General features: G+C 71.3%; 17 protein-coding genes. 11 read left to right on the top strand and 6 right to left on the bottom strand.

Annotation, left to right across the window (positions count from 1 at the left end; translation table 11 throughout):
• Positions 1 to 29: 29 nt before the first annotated feature.
• Positions 30 to 2,576 carry an aminopeptidase N gene (gene pepN / locus GA0070624_RS31605; protein WP_091347027.1) on the bottom strand — a complete coding sequence of 849 codons (2,547 nt, stop codon included), beginning with the start codon at positions 2,574 to 2,576 and terminating at the stop codon, positions 30 to 32.
• 222 nt (positions 2,577 to 2,798) lie between these two features.
• Here pepN and GA0070624_RS31600 point away from each other — a divergent pair, with 222 nt between their 5' ends.
• The 4 genes from GA0070624_RS31600 (at position 2,799) to GA0070624_RS31585 (ending at position 5,729) form a co-directional block, all read left to right on the top strand.
• Entirely contained in the window at positions 2,799 to 3,422 is a 624-nt protein-coding gene (locus GA0070624_RS31600; RefSeq protein ID WP_091347025.1) for a mycothiol-dependent nitroreductase Rv2466c family protein, read from the top strand.
• A gap of 136 nt (positions 3,423 to 3,558) precedes the next feature.
• Positions 3,559 to 3,906 carry a hypothetical protein gene (locus tag GA0070624_RS31595; protein ID WP_245719085.1) on the top strand — a complete coding sequence of 116 codons (348 nt, stop codon included), beginning with the start codon at positions 3,559 to 3,561 and terminating at the stop codon, positions 3,904 to 3,906.
• A gap of 81 nt (positions 3,907 to 3,987) precedes the next feature.
• Positions 3,988 to 5,187: a DUF1015 family protein gene (locus tag GA0070624_RS31590; protein WP_091347020.1), complete on the top strand. Its 1,200-nt coding sequence runs from the start codon at positions 3,988 to 3,990 to the stop codon at positions 5,185 to 5,187.
• A 71-nt stretch (positions 5,188 to 5,258) separates the two neighbouring features.
• A complete protein-coding gene (locus tag GA0070624_RS31585) occupies positions 5,259 to 5,729 on the top strand; it encodes a ribose-5-phosphate isomerase (protein WP_091347018.1) in 471 nt (156 codons plus the stop codon).
• Positions 5,730 to 5,772: 43 nt separating this feature from the next.
• Here the strand turns inward: GA0070624_RS31585 and GA0070624_RS31580 are convergent, their stop codons facing one another.
• A complete protein-coding gene (locus tag GA0070624_RS31580; RefSeq protein ID WP_091347016.1) occupies positions 5,773 to 6,102 on the bottom strand; it encodes a hypothetical protein in 330 nt (109 codons plus the stop codon).
• 117 nt (positions 6,103 to 6,219) lie between these two features.
• A complete protein-coding gene (locus tag GA0070624_RS31575) occupies positions 6,220 to 7,452 on the bottom strand; it encodes a GNAT family N-acetyltransferase (RefSeq protein WP_091347014.1) in 1,233 nt (410 codons plus the stop codon).
• Positions 7,453 to 7,551: 99 nt separating this feature from the next.
• Here GA0070624_RS31575 and GA0070624_RS31570 point away from each other — a divergent pair, with 99 nt between their 5' ends.
• From GA0070624_RS31570 to GA0070624_RS31545, 7 genes are all read left to right on the top strand, one after another.
• On the top strand, positions 7,552 to 8,085 hold the full coding sequence (locus tag GA0070624_RS31570; protein WP_091347012.1) for a hypothetical protein: 534 nt from the start codon (positions 7,552 to 7,554) through the stop codon (positions 8,083 to 8,085).
• 305 nt (positions 8,086 to 8,390) lie between these two features.
• Complete coding sequence (locus GA0070624_RS31565) at positions 8,391 to 8,648, top strand: AMP-binding enzyme (RefSeq protein ID WP_245719084.1); 258 nt, start codon at positions 8,391 to 8,393, stop codon at positions 8,646 to 8,648.
• 75 nt (positions 8,649 to 8,723) lie between these two features.
• Positions 8,724 to 9,089 (top strand): hypothetical protein, encoded by a 366-nt coding sequence (locus tag GA0070624_RS31560; RefSeq protein ID WP_141715226.1) that lies wholly within the window; start codon positions 8,724 to 8,726, stop codon positions 9,087 to 9,089.
• Between the two features lie 117 nt (positions 9,090 to 9,206).
• A complete protein-coding gene (locus tag GA0070624_RS34475; RefSeq protein WP_218105350.1) occupies positions 9,207 to 9,356 on the top strand; it encodes a hypothetical protein in 150 nt (49 codons plus the stop codon).
• The gene (gene msrA / locus GA0070624_RS31555) at positions 9,353 to 9,859 is read left to right on the top strand and encodes a peptide-methionine (S)-S-oxide reductase MsrA (protein WP_091347008.1); all 507 of its coding nucleotides are present in this window, start codon (positions 9,353 to 9,355) and stop codon (positions 9,857 to 9,859) included. Before GA0070624_RS34475 ends, msrA begins: the two co-directional genes overlap by 4 nt.
• Before the next feature lie 275 nt (positions 9,860 to 10,134).
• A complete protein-coding gene (locus GA0070624_RS31550) occupies positions 10,135 to 11,382 on the top strand; it encodes an epoxide hydrolase family protein (RefSeq protein WP_091347006.1) in 1,248 nt (415 codons plus the stop codon).
• Positions 11,383 to 12,336, top strand: a complete 954-nt coding sequence (locus GA0070624_RS31545) for a redoxin domain-containing protein (protein ID WP_091347004.1) — start codon at positions 11,383 to 11,385, stop codon at positions 12,334 to 12,336.
• 619 nt (positions 12,337 to 12,955) lie between these two features.
• On the opposite strand, the gene GA0070624_RS31540 is transcribed toward GA0070624_RS31545, so the two are convergent.
• From GA0070624_RS31540 to GA0070624_RS31530, 3 genes are read right to left on the bottom strand one after another with little or no spacing between them, the layout of a single operon-like run.
• A complete protein-coding gene (locus GA0070624_RS31540; RefSeq protein ID WP_091347002.1) occupies positions 12,956 to 13,624 on the bottom strand; it encodes a lysophospholipid acyltransferase family protein in 669 nt (222 codons plus the stop codon).
• A gap of 15 nt (positions 13,625 to 13,639) precedes the next feature.
• Positions 13,640 to 14,275, bottom strand: a complete 636-nt coding sequence (locus tag GA0070624_RS31535; RefSeq protein WP_091347000.1) for a DJ-1/PfpI family protein — start codon at positions 14,273 to 14,275, stop codon at positions 13,640 to 13,642.
• The gene (locus tag GA0070624_RS31530; protein ID WP_091346998.1) at positions 14,276 to 14,896 is read right to left on the bottom strand and encodes a TetR/AcrR family transcriptional regulator; all 621 of its coding nucleotides are present in this window, start codon (positions 14,894 to 14,896) and stop codon (positions 14,276 to 14,278) included.
• Positions 14,897 to 15,246: the final 350 nt, after the last annotated feature.

Here is a 15,246-nt window from a genome sequence, read left to right as displayed (position 1 = left end):
GACCGAGGCCCGGACCGCCCCGCTGAGGCTCAGGCGCTCTGGGCGTCCTTGGCGCGGGCCTTCAGGGCGCGGACCACGCCGTCGCGGCCCTCGGCCACCAGGCGGCGCAGCGGGGCCGGGTGTCCCTCACCCGCGAGCCACGCGTCGGTCGCCGCCACCGTGTCGTCCTCTACCAGGTACGCCGGGTAGGCGAGCTGGGCGAACTCCTGCGCCGGCTCGCTGTCCCGGCTCGCCCAGACCTGGTCGACCGCGGCGAAGTACTTCTCCCGGTACGGCCGGACCAGCTCGACCTGCGCCGGGTGGGCGAAGCCCTGCAGCAGCGCCCGGTGCCGCCAGTTCGGCAGCGGCTCCGGGCCGGTGAGCTGCGCCCACACCCTCGCCTTGTTCTCCGCGGTGGGTACCAGCGCGTGCGCGTACGCGGCCTCCCGCTCGCCGCTGGCCGTCCGGTCTCGCCCCAGCTCGGCCTCGACGTCGGCGGCACCCGCCGCCCCGTTGGCCACCAGCGCCGCAAGCACCGTCCAGCGCAGCTCGGTGTCCACCGCCAGCCCGGTCGGCACCTCGACGCCGTCCAGCCAGCCGCGCAGCGTCGCCAGGTCCTCCTCGGAGCGGGTCGCGGAGGCGTACGCGCGGGCCCAGGCCAGCTGGAAACCACTGCCCGGCTCGGCCTTCGCCAGCGCGGTCTTCGCCGTCCGGGCCAGCTCGGCCCAGCCGGTCGGCGTCCACGCCGGATCGGTGTAGAAGGTGAGCGTGGTGGCGGCTTGGCGCAGGGTCGCGGTGACCAGGTTGATGTCGGTCTCCGCCGGCAGGCCGGCCAGCACCAGCGCCACGTAGTTTCGGGCCGCCAGTTCGGCGTCGCGGGTCATGTCCCAGGCGGCGGTCCAGCAGAGCGCCCGGGCCAGCGACGACTCGAAGCCGGCGATGTGCTGCACCACCGTCGCCATCGACCGCTCGTCCAGCCGCAGCTTGGCGTACGTCAGGTCGTCGTCGTTGAGCAGCAGCACGTCGGCGGCCGGCTTGCCGTGCAGCGTGGAGAGCTCGGTCTGCTCGCCGGTCACGTCGACCTCGATCCGCTCCCGCCGGACCAGCCGGCCGTCGGCGAGGTCGTAGAGCCCCACGCCGATCCGGTGGGTACGCAGGGTCGGGTGCCCGGCCGGCGCCTCCTGGCGGATCAGCACCCGCTGGTACATCCCGTCCCCGCCGAGGGTCACCTCCGGCCGCAGCGTGTTGACCTGCGCGGTCTCCAGCCACTGCGCGGCGAACTTGCGCAGCTCCCGGCCCGAGGCCGTCTCCAGCTCGGCGAGCAGGTCGTCGAAGGTGGCGTTGCCCCAGGCGTGCTTGCCGAAGTACGCCCGCAGGCCGGCCAGGAACGGCTCCTCACCGACGTACGCGACGAGCTGCTTGAGCACGCTGGCGCCCTTGGCGTACGTGATGCCGTCGAAGTTGACCTCGACCGCCTCCAGGTCCGGCATCTCGCAGTAGACCGGGTGGGTGGAGGAGAGCTGGTCCTGCCGGTAGCCCCAGTTCTTGCGGATGGACAGGAAGGTCGTCCATGCGTCGCGGAACCGGGTGGCGTGCGTGTTGCACCAGTGGCTGGCCCACTCGGCGAACGACTCGTTCAGCCACAGGTCGTTCCACCAGCGCATGGTGACCAGGTCACCGAACCACATGTGCGCCAGCTCGTGCAGGATCGTGTTGGCCCGCTGCTCGTACTCGAAGTCGGTGACCTGCGAGCGGAAGAGGTAGTGCGCCTCGGCGTGCGTGACGCAGCCGAAGTTCTCCATCGCGCCGGCGTTGAAGTCCGGCACCCAGAGCTGGTCGTACTTGGGCAGCGGGTAGGGCACCCCGAACTTCTCATGGAAGAAGTCGAACCCCTGCTTGGTGATCAGGAACAGGTCGTCCGAGTCCAGGTACGGCGCCATCGACGCCCGGCAGAAGACGCCCAGGTCGATCCCGTCGTGGCTGTCCCGCACCTCGTGGTACGGCCCGGCGCAGAGCGCCGTGATGTAGGTGCTCATCCGGACCGACTGCGCGAAGTGGACGGTCTTCAGCCCCTCGCCCGCCGGCTCCACGCGCTCCACCGGCATGTTGGATACCACCTGCCAGTGGTCCGCCACCGTCGCGTGCCAGGTGTAGACGCTCTTCAGGTCGGGCTGGTCGAAGCAGGCGAAGACCCGCTGCGCGTCCGCCGTCTCGAACTGGCTGTAGAGGTAGGTCTCGCCGTCCACCGGGTCCACCGTGCGGTGCAGCCCCTGCCCGCTGTTCGAGTAGCCGAAGTCGGCGTCCACCACGAGGGTGTTCTCGGCGTCCAGGCCGGACAGCGTGAGCCCCTTCTCGGCGGACCAGCCGGAGATGTCGACCGGGGCGCCGTTGAGCGTCGCCGACCGCACCGACTCGGCGGCCACCTCGACGAAGGTGGTCGCGCCCGGCTCGGTGCAGCGGAACCGGATCTCGGTCACCGAGCGGAACGTCCGGCCCTCGGCCTGCACGGCGGTCGACAGGTCAAGGCTGATGTCGTACCCGATCACATCGAGCAGGCGGGCCCGCTCGGTGGCCTCGACCTGGGTCAGGTTGCGCACTCCCGGCACTGTTCGTCTCCATCCCACTCTCGCCGCGCCCCCGGCGGCCCCGTCCTGACCGCCCGCTCGTGGCGGCCGGTCCGCACCGAGTCTTCCATGCACCGACACCCTTTGGTGGTCGAGGTCACGCTCTCATTCCCGCACCGATCGACGCCGGCCGGGGTGAGGATCGGGGGGAAGGCGCCGGGCCTCCGGCGCTCGGAGTCGTGAAGGGATCTCACCGTGACCGAACGTGTCGCCGTGGACATGTGGTTCGACCCGATCTGCCCGTGGGCGTGGATCACGTCCCGATGGTTGCTCGAGGTCGAGAAGGTCCGGGCAGTGGACATCCGCTTCCACGTGATGAGCCTGTCGGTGCTCAACGAGGGCCGGGACCTGCCCGAGCAGTACCAGGAGCTGATGAAGACCGGCTGGGGCCCGGTGCGGGTCTGCATCGCGGTCGAGCAGAAGTACGGCCAGGAGGCGGTGGCCAAGCTCTACACCGCCCTGGGCACCCGGATCCATCTGGTCAAGGAACAGATCGGCCGGGAGTTGTTCGTCGCGGCGCTCACCGACGCCGGGCTCGACCCGGCGCTCGCCGAGGCCGCCGACAGCACCGCGTACGACGAGGCGCTGCGCGCCAGCCACGAGGCGGGCATGCGGCCGGTCGGCACCGACGTGGGCACCCCGGTGATCCACGCCCCGGGCCCGGACGGCGGCAAGGTTGCCTTCTTCGGCCCGGTCATCACCCCCGCGCCCAAGGGGGAGGCGGCCGGCCGGCTCTGGGACGGCGTCCTGCTGGTCGCCGGCACCCCCGGCTTCTACGAGCTCAAGCGCACCCGGGAGCTCGGCCCGATCTTCGACTGAGGTGCACGGAGGAGCCCCGCGCCGCCCGGCGTCACCCCGGCGGCGCGGGGCTCGTTTCACCGGATGCGCCCGCCAGCGACCCGCAGGGCCGCATCCGGCAGCTCCTGGAGGCAATCCGATGGGTAAACACCGCCGTATGCCCGATGAACCGCCGCAGGAGACGGCGACCGAGGACTCCGGCCCGACGTACTGGTCCGTGGACGACGCCCGCTGGCCGGCCGTCCGTCCCTCGCTGCCGGCCGAGATGGTTGACCTGCTGGCACCGCCGATCGTGGTCGGCGTCGCCCGGGTGACCGCCACCTCCCGGATGACCCCGCCCGTCGGCGCGACCGCCCACACCACCGCGCCCGGCGCGATCCCGGCAAGCGGTTCGGCCGGCCGATCGGTGGGTACGACCAGCCTCCGGTTCGCCCCGGGCTCCCATCCCGCCGGCCCGGTCGCGGGGCGTCGCCCCGGCACCGCCCACGGCCGGCACCGCAGCTAGGGCGGGGGCCGTCCTTTCATCTGGTGGACGCGGCGAGGGTCCGCGTCCACCAGCCGGTCGGCGCGGGTAGCGTCAGCGGACATGACGGTCGTGCATCCGATCGCCCGGGCCTGGATCACCACCGGCGGCACCGGCGCGCAGAACTACGACGAGTTCGCCGACGACGCGGAGATCACTGCGATCATCGAGGCGAACCCGCACAGTGCCCTCGGTATCGAGATGCCCCACCGGGCGCCGGAGAGCCTCGGGAAGTCCTTCCTCGACGCGCTGGCCGACGCGGTGGCCCGGCTCGCCGAGGCCAAGGCGGACGGCAGCTACACCCCGGCCGAGCAGGTCGTGGTGCTCTACCGGATCAGCGCGCCGGGGGACGAGCCCGCGTACGGGCTCTTCGCCATGGTCGACACGGACCAGATCTCCACCCGGGCGGACGAGCCGGGGTTGGTGATCCGCAACGAGGACGTCTTCATCGCCAAGGTACGGGAGCGGGTCGCCCTGGCCGAGGCGCTCGGGCACCTGCTCTCGCCCGTACTCCTGCTCCAGACCGGCCGCGGCGACGAGCTGCACGCCGCGCTCGCGGCGGCGACCGAGTCGGCCGGCGCGCCCGCCGCGACCGACGTCGACCAGGCCGGGCGGACGCACGCCATCTGGCTGCTCGGCCCCGGGCCGGAGCAGGACGAGCTGACCGCCCTGGCCGGCGGCGGCGAGCTGGTGGTCGCCGACGGCAACCACCGCAGCCTGGCCGCCCAGACCGGCGGGCTGCCCCGCTTCCTGTCCGTGATCACCACGCCGGCGTCGGTGGCGATCCAGCCCTACAACCGCCTGGTCAGCGAGCTGACCACCACGCCCGAGGAGCTGCTCGACCGGCTCCGCGCCGCCAGCGCGGAGATCACCCCGGTCGACGGCCCGGTCGAGGTCCCGGCGGCCGGTGGCACCGTCCACCTCTACCTCGCCGGTCAGGGGTACGCGGTCACCCTGCCCCACGTCGACGGCGGCCGGTTGGAGAACCTCGACCACGCCCTGGTCGAGCGGCTGTTGCTGCGCGACGCGCTCGGGCTCGACCCGGGCGACAAGCGGATCACCTACGTGGGTGGCGACTACCCCGCGAGCTGGCTCATCGGCGAGGCCGACTCGGGCCGGGCCGAGCTGGCCGTGCTGATCGCGCCGGTGACCGTGGACGACTTCGTCGCGGTGAACCTGGCCCGGGAGAAGATGCCGCGCAAGAGCACCTGGTTCACCCCCAAGGCGCGCGGCGGCCTGGTGGTCGCCGAGCTGTCCCGCTGAGCTGTGACGAATCCGCCTCCGTGCCGCCGCCTGCGCGGCATCACGGAGGCCGGCCTGACAGACTGCGCGGTATGCGCGTCTACCTGGGATCCGATCACGCCGGCTTCGAGTTGAAGGTGCACCTGGTCAACCACCTGGCCAAGCAGGGGTACGAGGTGGTCGACGTCGGCCCGCACGGCTACGACCCGGACGACGACTACCCGGCGTTCTGCCTGCACACCGGTGACCGGGTGGTCAGCGACCCGGGCAGCCTCGGGGTGGTCATCGGCGGCTCCGGCAACGGCGAGCAGATCGCCGCCAACAAGATCGCCGGCGTCCGGGCGGCGCTCGCCTGGAACATCGACACCGCGCAGCTGGCCCGGGAGCACAACGAAGCCAACATCGTCGCGGTGGGCGCCCGCCAGCACACCCTGGACGAGGCGACCGCCCTGGTCGAGGCGTTCCTGACCACGCCGTTCTCCGGCAACCCCCGGCACTCCCGCCGTATCGCCCAGCTGGCGGCCTACGAGCAGACCCGCCAGCTCCCCGAGCTGCCCGCCTGATCCGGGTCCTCCCCGGGAGGGGTGCCGTCGGCCCCTGCGGCGGTCATCGGTTGGAGCGGGGGAGATCCTCGCGGGGAACCCAGTTGCGGCGGACGATCACCACGCGGGCCTCGGCCTCGGCCAGGTCCGCCTCGGTGGGGCGGGCGGCGTCCCGCGCCCGTAGCGCGGCGGTGACCCCGACCTGGGAGGAGCCGGCACCGACCAGGCCGCGCAGCCCCCGCTCGCCCTCGTCGGCGGCGGGACCGGTGCGCCGGCCCCGGGGCGCCTCGTCGTGCACCCCGGCCGTGGTCGCGCTCGGCCCGTCGGTCTCCGGCGTGCCGTCGGTCTCGCCGTGGTGCCGCAGCCGGCGCCGCCGTCGCTCCGCATCACCCATCACCCGACCGTACCGCCCGGACGGCCCGACGGCCCATGCCAGCCGCCCACGGCTCGCCGCAGCCGGTACGGGACGCCCGGCCGCCGCGGTCGCCAGGTCGAGGGGTCGGAGCGGTGGTCAGAAGACCTCCATCGGGGCCGGGGCCCGGTACCAGCCGAAGGCGGGGCCCGCCGCCGCCACGCTGCCGGACACCAGCTCCCGCACCCGGCCGGCCGCGGCGAGCGCCCCGAGCCCGGTGCCGCCGAGGTACAGCTCGCCGAGGCAGCGGATGTCGCAGGCGAGCCGAGCCGGCTCGTCGGTGGCGGTGCAGCTGGCCCCCGACGGGCCGCCGACCAGCCGCCAGCAGCCGGTGTTCTCCGGCAGCAGCTCGTCGGCGACCTCGATCACCACGTCGACGTCGGTGGCGTACCGGCGGGCGGCCAGTGCGGCGGGAACGTCGACCACGCGTACCCAGAGTGCGTCGGAGAGGTGGGCGCCGAGCCGGCGCGGCTCGTTCACCAGCCGCAGCAGCGGCTCGTCCACGGCAGCGGTGTCGAACCACAGCCGCCGGGTCAGGTCGACGGAGAGCAGCATCCGCCACATTGCCAGGTACGCGGCCGGGTTCGCGGCGACCACCTCGTGGACCCGGACCTCGCCCCGCGGGCCACCCCGGTCCCACTCATCCTTCGTCCGGAACAGCGCGTACCCGTCGACGCCCTCCGGACCCTCGTGCAGCAGCACCCGGCGCTCGGTCGCGCCGTCCCGGAGCGCGGTCGGGTCGGAGAGCACGTACCGCCACCAGCGCTCGTCTCGGCTCGACCAGCCGGGACGGTCGGCGCGGACCCGGTCGTACAGCCGGGCCAGCTCGGGCTGCCGGCCGGCCGGCCGGTCCAGGCGGAGCGTGCCCGCGACGGACACCGGCTCCGGCAGGCGCAGCTCGGTGGTTTCGCACTGGATGGCGAGCCGCTGCGCGGCCAGGCCGTAGCCGAACCGGGGGTAGATCCGACCCTCGCTGGCCCAGAGCACCGCGACCGGTTCGCGGCCGCCGTCGCGGACCTCCCGCAGCTGCCGGCGCATCAGGGTGGTGAGCAGTCCCCGGCGGCGGTGCGTCGCGGCGACCGAGACCATCGTCACGTGCGCCGCCGGGATGCTCCCGCCCGGGACCCCCAGCTCCCGCGTGAAGGCGCTGGCGTGCGCCACCGCCGGCCCGCCGTCGCGGACCAGGAGGGAGCGCTCCGGCTCGTAGGTCGCCCGCTCGACCTCCTGCTGGTCGGAATCGAGGCTGACGTGGAAGGCCAGGGCCATCAGCTGGGCGACGTCGTCGAAATCGTCGGCGCGGGGGACTGTCACGGGCAGCGGAAGTTGGGTCATCGGACGTGTCTAGCCGATCACCTTCGGGGTCGGCGACCGATTTGCCGGGTCGCTACCCTCGAAGCGGGTGGCCGGCGTCGGCCAGGGGGAGGAACCGAGATGGCGGACCAGACACAACCGTGGGCCGAGCGCACCGTGGAGGTGCCGCCGCAGCCCGGTGTCGGGGTGCCAGCGCAGCGCGACGCGTTCCGTCGCGGCGTGGCCCCGGTGGGGCAGCGGCCCACCCCGCGTACCGACCAGTTCCCCGCCGTCGATCCCGCCGGCTGGTCGGACAGCTCCGCGCCGCGCCGTCCGATGGGCTGGCACCTGGCCCGGCTGCGACGCGGCGGACAGTGGAGCACCGCCGGTGCGCTCTTCGCCTTCGTCTGCTGGGGGATCTGGGCGATCTCCGGGCGGGGCGACCTGGCCGCGCCGCTGCTGACCTTCGTGCTGAGCCTGCTGACCGCGGTCGGCCTCTTCGCGCTCTCCCGCATGCTCGGCCGGCTGATCTGGGAGCGGCAGCTCGGCCGGGTGCGGCGCACCGCCCGCGGCTCCCACCTGGTCACGGCGCTCTTCCTGGCCGGGGTCGGCGTCGCCTACCTGCAGCAGACCGAGTGGGTCGTGACGGCCTGGAACTGGATCACCGGCAGCTGAGCCGGGTCGTCCGACACCCGCGGGCGGGTCGGCCTCACGCCGCCCGCCCGCGCCCCCGGTCGCGGGATGCCGCGACGCCGGTCGTTCCCCACCAGGACAACGGCTGCTTACCCGGCCGGTCGGGGTTTCATCCTCTGGTCGCGGACCCGCGCGTCCGGTCAGCGGCGGCCCCGCGCACTGCGTGATCGTGCAACGGCCCCAGCAGCCCGCCCCGCTCGTCCCCGGCCGGGACGTGTCCTGGGCCGAGGTGATGACGGACGCCGAGCCGGTCGACTGCGTGCCGGTTGCCGCCACCGACCCGCTCTATGGTGCTCAAGGCCGGCGCCGAGGTGGACCCGGACGAGCTGACCGGCGAGCTGGTCGCGCTGGTTCGGCAGCGGATCGGCCCGGTGGCGGCGTTCCGTCGGGTCACCGTCGTGCCCGCGCTGCCGAAGACCCGCACTGGCAAGATCCTCCGCCGGACCATGCGCGGCCTGGTGGAGGGGCGGGACGAACCGGTTCCGGCGACCATCGGCGACCCGGCCACGCTGGCCGTCTTCCGCCTCGGGGCGAAGGCGGGCTGAGCCCGCGCCGAGGCGAGGGATGCCGCCGGGGCGCCCGTCCCCCACGTAAACCCCGCTGCCGACTACCCTCCAGCGATGTGCACTGATGCAGGGATCCGGCCCGGTACCGCCCACCGGGTGCGGACGCTCGTGTCGATCCAGCTGCTGATCGTCGCCATGTACGCCTATGCGGCAGTCGCCTACCTCACCACCGATGCCGAGTACTTCCCGGAACAGTCGCCACCCGGATGGTCGTGGCCGGCCGTGATGGCGGTCGGGATCGGCTTCCTCCCGGCGGTGCTGTGCCTGGCGCTGGCTCTGCCGCGGTTGGCCTCTCCCCGACTGCGCGCCGATCGGCGGCGGTGGGCCGGGCTTGCCGTGGCCAGCTCCCTCACCGGTCTCATGCTCCTGATCATGGCGACGCCGCCGGGTTGGGAACTCTTCGACTGGTACGTCAGCTGAAGGGGCCGCGCGTCACGGCGCGTGGTTAGTCAAACCGCAGGCGGGGTACGCATTCGAGACGCGTGTGGAGGTCGGTTGTAGGCAATCTCTCGGCTGTCGGGCATCTACGTCGACATCGTGTCCGGTGAACCGCTGTTCGCTTCCGTCAACAAGTATGACAGCGGCGCGGCCGCACTACGGTTCATTGGGCGCGACGACCTTGAGGGTGAAGGCGATGGCGAGTACCGCAAGCTGTTTGAGCATCCAGAGCGGGGGGCGAAGCGATGACCGACACGACTGAGAAGGCGATCCTGGCCGGCGGCTGCTTCTGGGGCATGGAGGACCTCATCCGGAAACACCCCGGCGTGGTCGACACCAGGGTCGGATACAGCGGCGGGGAAGTGCCGAACGCGACGTACTACAACCATGGTTCCCACGCCGAGGCGGTCGAGGTCGTCTTCGACCCCCAGAAACTGTCCTACCGGGAGCTTCTCGAGTTCTTCTTCCAAGCGCACGACCCGACGACGAAGAATCGTCAAGGCAACGACGTAGGAACCAGCTACCGGTCAGCCATCTTCTATTGCAACGATCAGCAGCGAAAGGTCGCCGAAGAGACGATCGCCGACGTCGACGCCTCCGGCCTGTGGCCAGGCAAGGTGGTCACCGAGGTCAGCCCTGCCGGACCCTTCTGGGAGGCCGAGCCGGAACACCAGGACTACCTGGAGCGGAACCCCGGGGGTTACACGTGCCACTACGTCCGGCCGAACTGGAAGCTTCCCCATCGCACGTAGGCGCAGCCGCCGCGCCAGGTGGTGTCTGGCCATGACCCGCGGGACGGGCCCGTTTCGGGAGGCCGTGCGGAATCCCTCGTATCGCCAGCGACCCGGGGAGAGGCGTTCTACGCTCTGGACAGATGAGGCCGCTGCGTTTGCCTCTGCCGGCCGGGCACGAGTCCGGGCCGCGCCTTCACCGCAGATGCCCCCCAGGCCGGGGCTGGGGCATGTCATTTGTCGCGGTGTGAGGGCAGAAAGTCCCGCTCGAACTCCACGAAACGGAAAGGTCCCAGATGGCCGTCAAGACCGAAGCACGACCGGCTGCTGCCGAGATCCGGCCGTTCACGATAGAGTTCCCCGAGGCGGACCTTGAAGATCTGCGCGCGCGCATCGCCGCCACGCGCTGGCCCGGGAAGGAGACCGTCGAGGATGACTCGCAGGGCGTGCCGCTCGCGCTCATGCAGGACCTCGCTCGCTACTGGGCGACCGACTACGACTGGCGCAAGTGCGAGGCGCGGCTGAAGGCCCTCCCCAACTTCGTCACCGAGATCGACGGTCTGGACATCCACTTCATCCACGTTCGCTCGAAGCACGAGGACGCGCTGCCGATCGTCGTCTGCCACGGCTGGCCGGGATCGATCGTCGAGCAACTGAAGCTCATCGGCCGGCTCACCGATCCGACGGCGCACGGCGCGAGCGCGTCGGATGCCTTCCACGTCGTGATCCCGTCGATGCCGGGGTACGGGTTCTCCGGCAAGCCGACCACGACCGGCTGGGATCCCGTGCACATCGGGAAGGCCTACGTCGAGCTCATGAAGCGGCTCGGGTACACGCGCTTCGTGGCGCAGGGCGGCGACTGGGGCGCGATCGTCGTCGACGCGATGGCCGGCGGCCGCGCCGACCCGGCGGCCGCCGAGCCGGCGCCGCCGGAGCTGATTGGCATCCACACCAACATGCCCGGCGTGATCCCGCCGGACCTTTTCACCGCGGCCTTTGCCGGCAGTCCGGCGCCGGACGGTCTCTCCGACGAGGAGCTGAGCACGTACGAGCAGCTGCTCAGGTTCTTTGGGACGCACGTGGCGTACGGGCTGATCATGGGGACGCGTCCGCAGACGCTCTACGGACTGGCCGACTCACCGATCGATCTCGCCGCGTTCATGCTCGACCACGGCGACGGGGCCGGTCAGCCCGGCATCGTTCAGCAGGTCCTCGAGAATCGTCTGGAGAAGCCGAGCGACCTCACGCGCGACGACATCCTCGACAACATCACGCTCTTCTGGCTGACCAACACCGGGGTGTCCTCGGCGCGGCTGTACTGGGAGAACAAGCTCCTCTTCTTCGCTGTCAAGGGCGTGACGATCCCGGTCGGCGTGAGCACCTTCGCCGACGAGATCTACCGGGCTCCGCGCAGCTGGGCGGAGCGGGCGTACCCCAACCTCGTCCACTACAACCGGCACGACAGGGGCGGGCACTTCGCGGCCTGGGAGCAGCCGCAGCTGCTCTCGGAAGACGTCCGCGCGACGTTCCGATCGCTTCGCTAGATGACCCTGTCCGAACGTCTCCACATGCCCTCGCTCGGCGGGGCGACCGAGTGGCTCAACACCGAGCCACTCAGCCCCACCGAGCTGCGCGGCCACGCCGTCCTCGTGAACTTCTGGACGCTGACGTGCATCAACTGGCTGCGCCAGGAGCCGTACGTCCGGGCGTGGTGGCAGGCCTACCGAAACGACGGGTTGGTCGTCATCGGAGTCCACACGCCGGAATTCTCGTTCGAGCACGAGATCGACCGGGTGCGACCGGCGATCACGGCGCGAGCGATCGACTACCCGGTCGCGGTCGACAACGACTACGAAATCTGGAGCGCGTTCGACAACCACTACTGGCCGGCGCTCTACTTCATCGACGCGGACGGCATCATCCGCGAGCAGCACTTCGGCGAAGGACGCTACGAGCAATCGGAGCGAGTCATCCAGCGGCTGCTCGGCGTCGAGCGCGAACTCGTCCCCGTCGAAGGGCTCGGCGTGGAAGCAGAGGCCGACTGGGACCACCTGCGTACGCCCGAGACGTATCTCGGCTACGGGCGCAGCGCCCACTTCGCGTCACCGGAAGGCACCGCTTACGACGAGCGCCGCGCCTACGAGCTCCCCGATCGCCTGGGCTTCAACCACTGGGCCCTCGGCGGCGAGTGGACGATCAGGCGTGAAGATGTCGTGCTCGACCAGACCGGCGGGAGCATCGCCTACCGGTTCCACGCGCGCGACGCGCATCTCGTGCTGTCGCCCGGAGCGCGAGAGTCGATTCCCTTCCGGGTGCTCCTCGACGGCGAGGCTCCGGGCCCGTCACACGGCGTGGACGTCGACGAGGACGGCAACGGCCTGCTCCGGGACGGCCGCCTGTACCATCTCGTGCGCGAGCACGACGACGTCCGTGAACGGACCCTGGAGATCACGTTCCTCGAGCCCGGCGCCGAGGCGTACGCATTCACGTTCGGGTAGCCAGAGATGACGACACGCCCAGGTCGGATACGTCCTGACCTGGGCCATCGTCTTTGAGCGGGCGACGGGAATCGAAACCGCACCGTCAGTCTGGAAGGGCGAAGGTCATGGCCGCCAAGGACCTGGTGGAGGCGACCCACCTTGCTCACCCGCCACCACCTGCGCTTGTCGCCGTCTAGCAGCCGAAACCGCTCTCGTCATCTCGCGCCGCTCCCCACCCCCGTCGCCCTCTTGCAGACTGAATGCGGACCGCCTGAGCCACAAGGCGGCAGCGGCGGGGTTCTCCGCGAACACTCCCGCCGCCATCGGCGAAGTAGGAATGAGCCCTCGCCGCGTACGGGGGGTGCGGACAGAAGGAGGACTCATGGGTGTGGTGGCACGAGACGTGTACACCCCCACTGGGCAGACCGACGCCGAGATCAGGGCGGGGCCGGGCCGGCGCGGCCCGCTTTGCCCACCTTGATCCGAAAGAGCAATCCGCGCCCGGTGGCCCTTGTCCTCCGTCGACCGGTGTGCGACGCTCGTCCGCCGACTGATGCACATCGGCGCGCGGAACGCGGTAGATGAGTACGCGCAGCGGCCGTTCGTGTCACGCTGGCGGCCGTGTTCCGAGCCCTTGCTATGCGGCGGCTGACAGCTCGTTGTAGCGGTCGGCCGGCTCTTGGCCCGAGAGGTCCCGGATTGCGGCCATGATCTCGTCGGTGATGGCGCGTCGGATCTGGCCGCTGCTTCCTGGCCGGGGTTGCGCGAAGCGCATGGGTGCACCGAAGCGCACGGTTATCTGGCCAACTCGGGGGAGCCGAGCACCGACGGGCTGGATCCGGTCGGTGCCGAGGACCGCAACGGGGACGACCGGAGCGCCGGAGGCGAGCGCGAGCCAGGCAACACCGGTCCGGCCGCGGTAGATCCGCCCATCGCGTGACCGGCTGCCTTCGGGGTGGATGCCGAAGGCTCGTCCGTCGGCGAGGACGTCGAGGGCGACCTGCAGTGACGTCTGGGCCGCGCGGTGGTCGCCTCGTCGTACCGGAATGGCGTTGATGCCGGTGAGGCAGGTGCGGGTCAGCCAGCCCTTGAGTCCGGGCTGTTGGAAGTACTCGGCCTTAGCGAGGAAAGCGACCGGTCGGGGGGCCGCCAGTGGGATGACGATGCTGTCGATGAAGGACAGGTGGTTGGCGGCCAGGATCACCGCGCCGTGCCGCGGAACGTTCTCGCGCCCCTCGATGACGGGCCGGTAGAGCAGCCGGACGAGCGGAGCGATCACCAGCCGTACGGTCGCTTGCAGCAGCATGTGTTCCCTTCGCTGTCAGTACAGGATGGCGTTGCGACGGGCGCGCAGCGCATCAACGATGGCGCGGGGGGCGTGGTCGGGTGAACCGGCATGGTAGGGCGGTCGGGGATCATATTCGTGGGCGAGCTGGATGGCTTGGGCGACGGCGTCGCCGGCGATGCGGCCGGCGAGCGTGAACGCCATGTCCAGGCCGGCCGAAACTCCTGCGGCGGTGATGTATTTGCCGTCGACGACGACGCGTTCGGCGACCGGGATGGCGCCCAGCGGTGCCAGTTGGTCGTCGGCCAGCCAGTGGGTGGTGGCCCGACGGCCGGTGAGCAGACCAGCCCCGGCGAGCAGGAGCGATCCGCTGCACACTGATGCAGTCCAGGTGCTGTGTTCATCGGCGGTCCGTAGCCATTGCCGTACCGGACCATCGATCATCTGGACGTGCCAGCCCGGCCCGCCGGGCACCACGACGACGTCCGGTGTTGGCACGTCGGCGAGTGTGGCGGTGGCGGTGAGGTGCAGGCTGCCCACCTCGTTGACGACCGGACCCGGGCGCTGCGCGACGAACACGGTCTCGGCGCCGGGCAGGTGGGACAGAACGTCGTAGGGGCCGACGGCGTCGAGTGCGGTGAACCGTTCGTAGAGAAGGATGGCGATTTGCATTCAGGCGGCTCCGGTGTGGTGGATGGTCAGGGGTTGCGTTGTCCGCGGGAGATGAGCGTCCAGCGCAGCTCGCAGTAGCGATTCGACGTCGTCGGTTGCTACCACCGTCTGCAAGCTGCCCCACAGCCAGAGTTGGGCGATGCCGTGCAGGTTGGCCCACAGTGCGCCGGCGACGACGGAAGGCGCCGACCCGCCCGGCGGCGTGGGTCGGGCTCGGGTGACCAGGCCGACCAGGACCTCGAACAGGGGGCCACTGGCCTCCCGCAGGCCCATGCCGTTGCCCCGCAACAGGTCGTGACGGAACATGAGCTCGAACATGCCGCGGTTGGCCTGCGCGAACTTTACGTACAGCCGGCCCAGTGCGAGCAGCTGCGCGTAGGGGTCCGCGTCATCATCGCCGACCAGTTCGGCGACCTGCTGGCCGAGGTGCAGATAGCCCTCCCGCGCGATGGCCGCCAGCAGCGCCTGGTGGGTGGGGAAGTAACGGCGGGGCGCGCCATGCGACACCCCCGCTCGGCGGGCGATCTCCCGCAACGAGAGGACTCCGCTGCCCTCTCGCGAGACCAGGTCGACACCAACCTTGACCAGGCGAGCGCGAAGACCCCCGTCTAACTCCGACATAGACAGTGTCTACCAGGTCTGCGTAGACAATGTCTACCCCGCGCCGACGGCCAGCGGTTGCCCGGCGTCGAGGACGGCGGTCCAGGCACGACGGCGTTGATGAGCGCGAGGACGCACAGCACGACGGTGACGACGAGCATGGCCTGGTCAGTTCGCTGCTGCGGGGGTCGGTGAGCTGCGAGTAACCGAGGTTGGCCTGCTTGTCCTGCGCCTGCCGGGTGCCGGCGGCGGCCAGCCCGATCACGAGGTACTCGGCGAGGTGGACGGCGGCGACCGTGGCCGGCCCGGCGCCGACGGCCTTGAGTAGCCCCACCCGGCGGCGCTGGCCGATGATGCCGGCGATGCTGGCC

The organism is Micromonospora rhizosphaerae (genome assembly GCF_900091465.1).
GTDB lineage: Bacteria > Actinomycetota > Actinomycetes > Mycobacteriales > Micromonosporaceae > Micromonospora > Micromonospora rhizosphaerae.
This window is presented reverse-complemented; position numbering and strand designations above follow the sequence as displayed.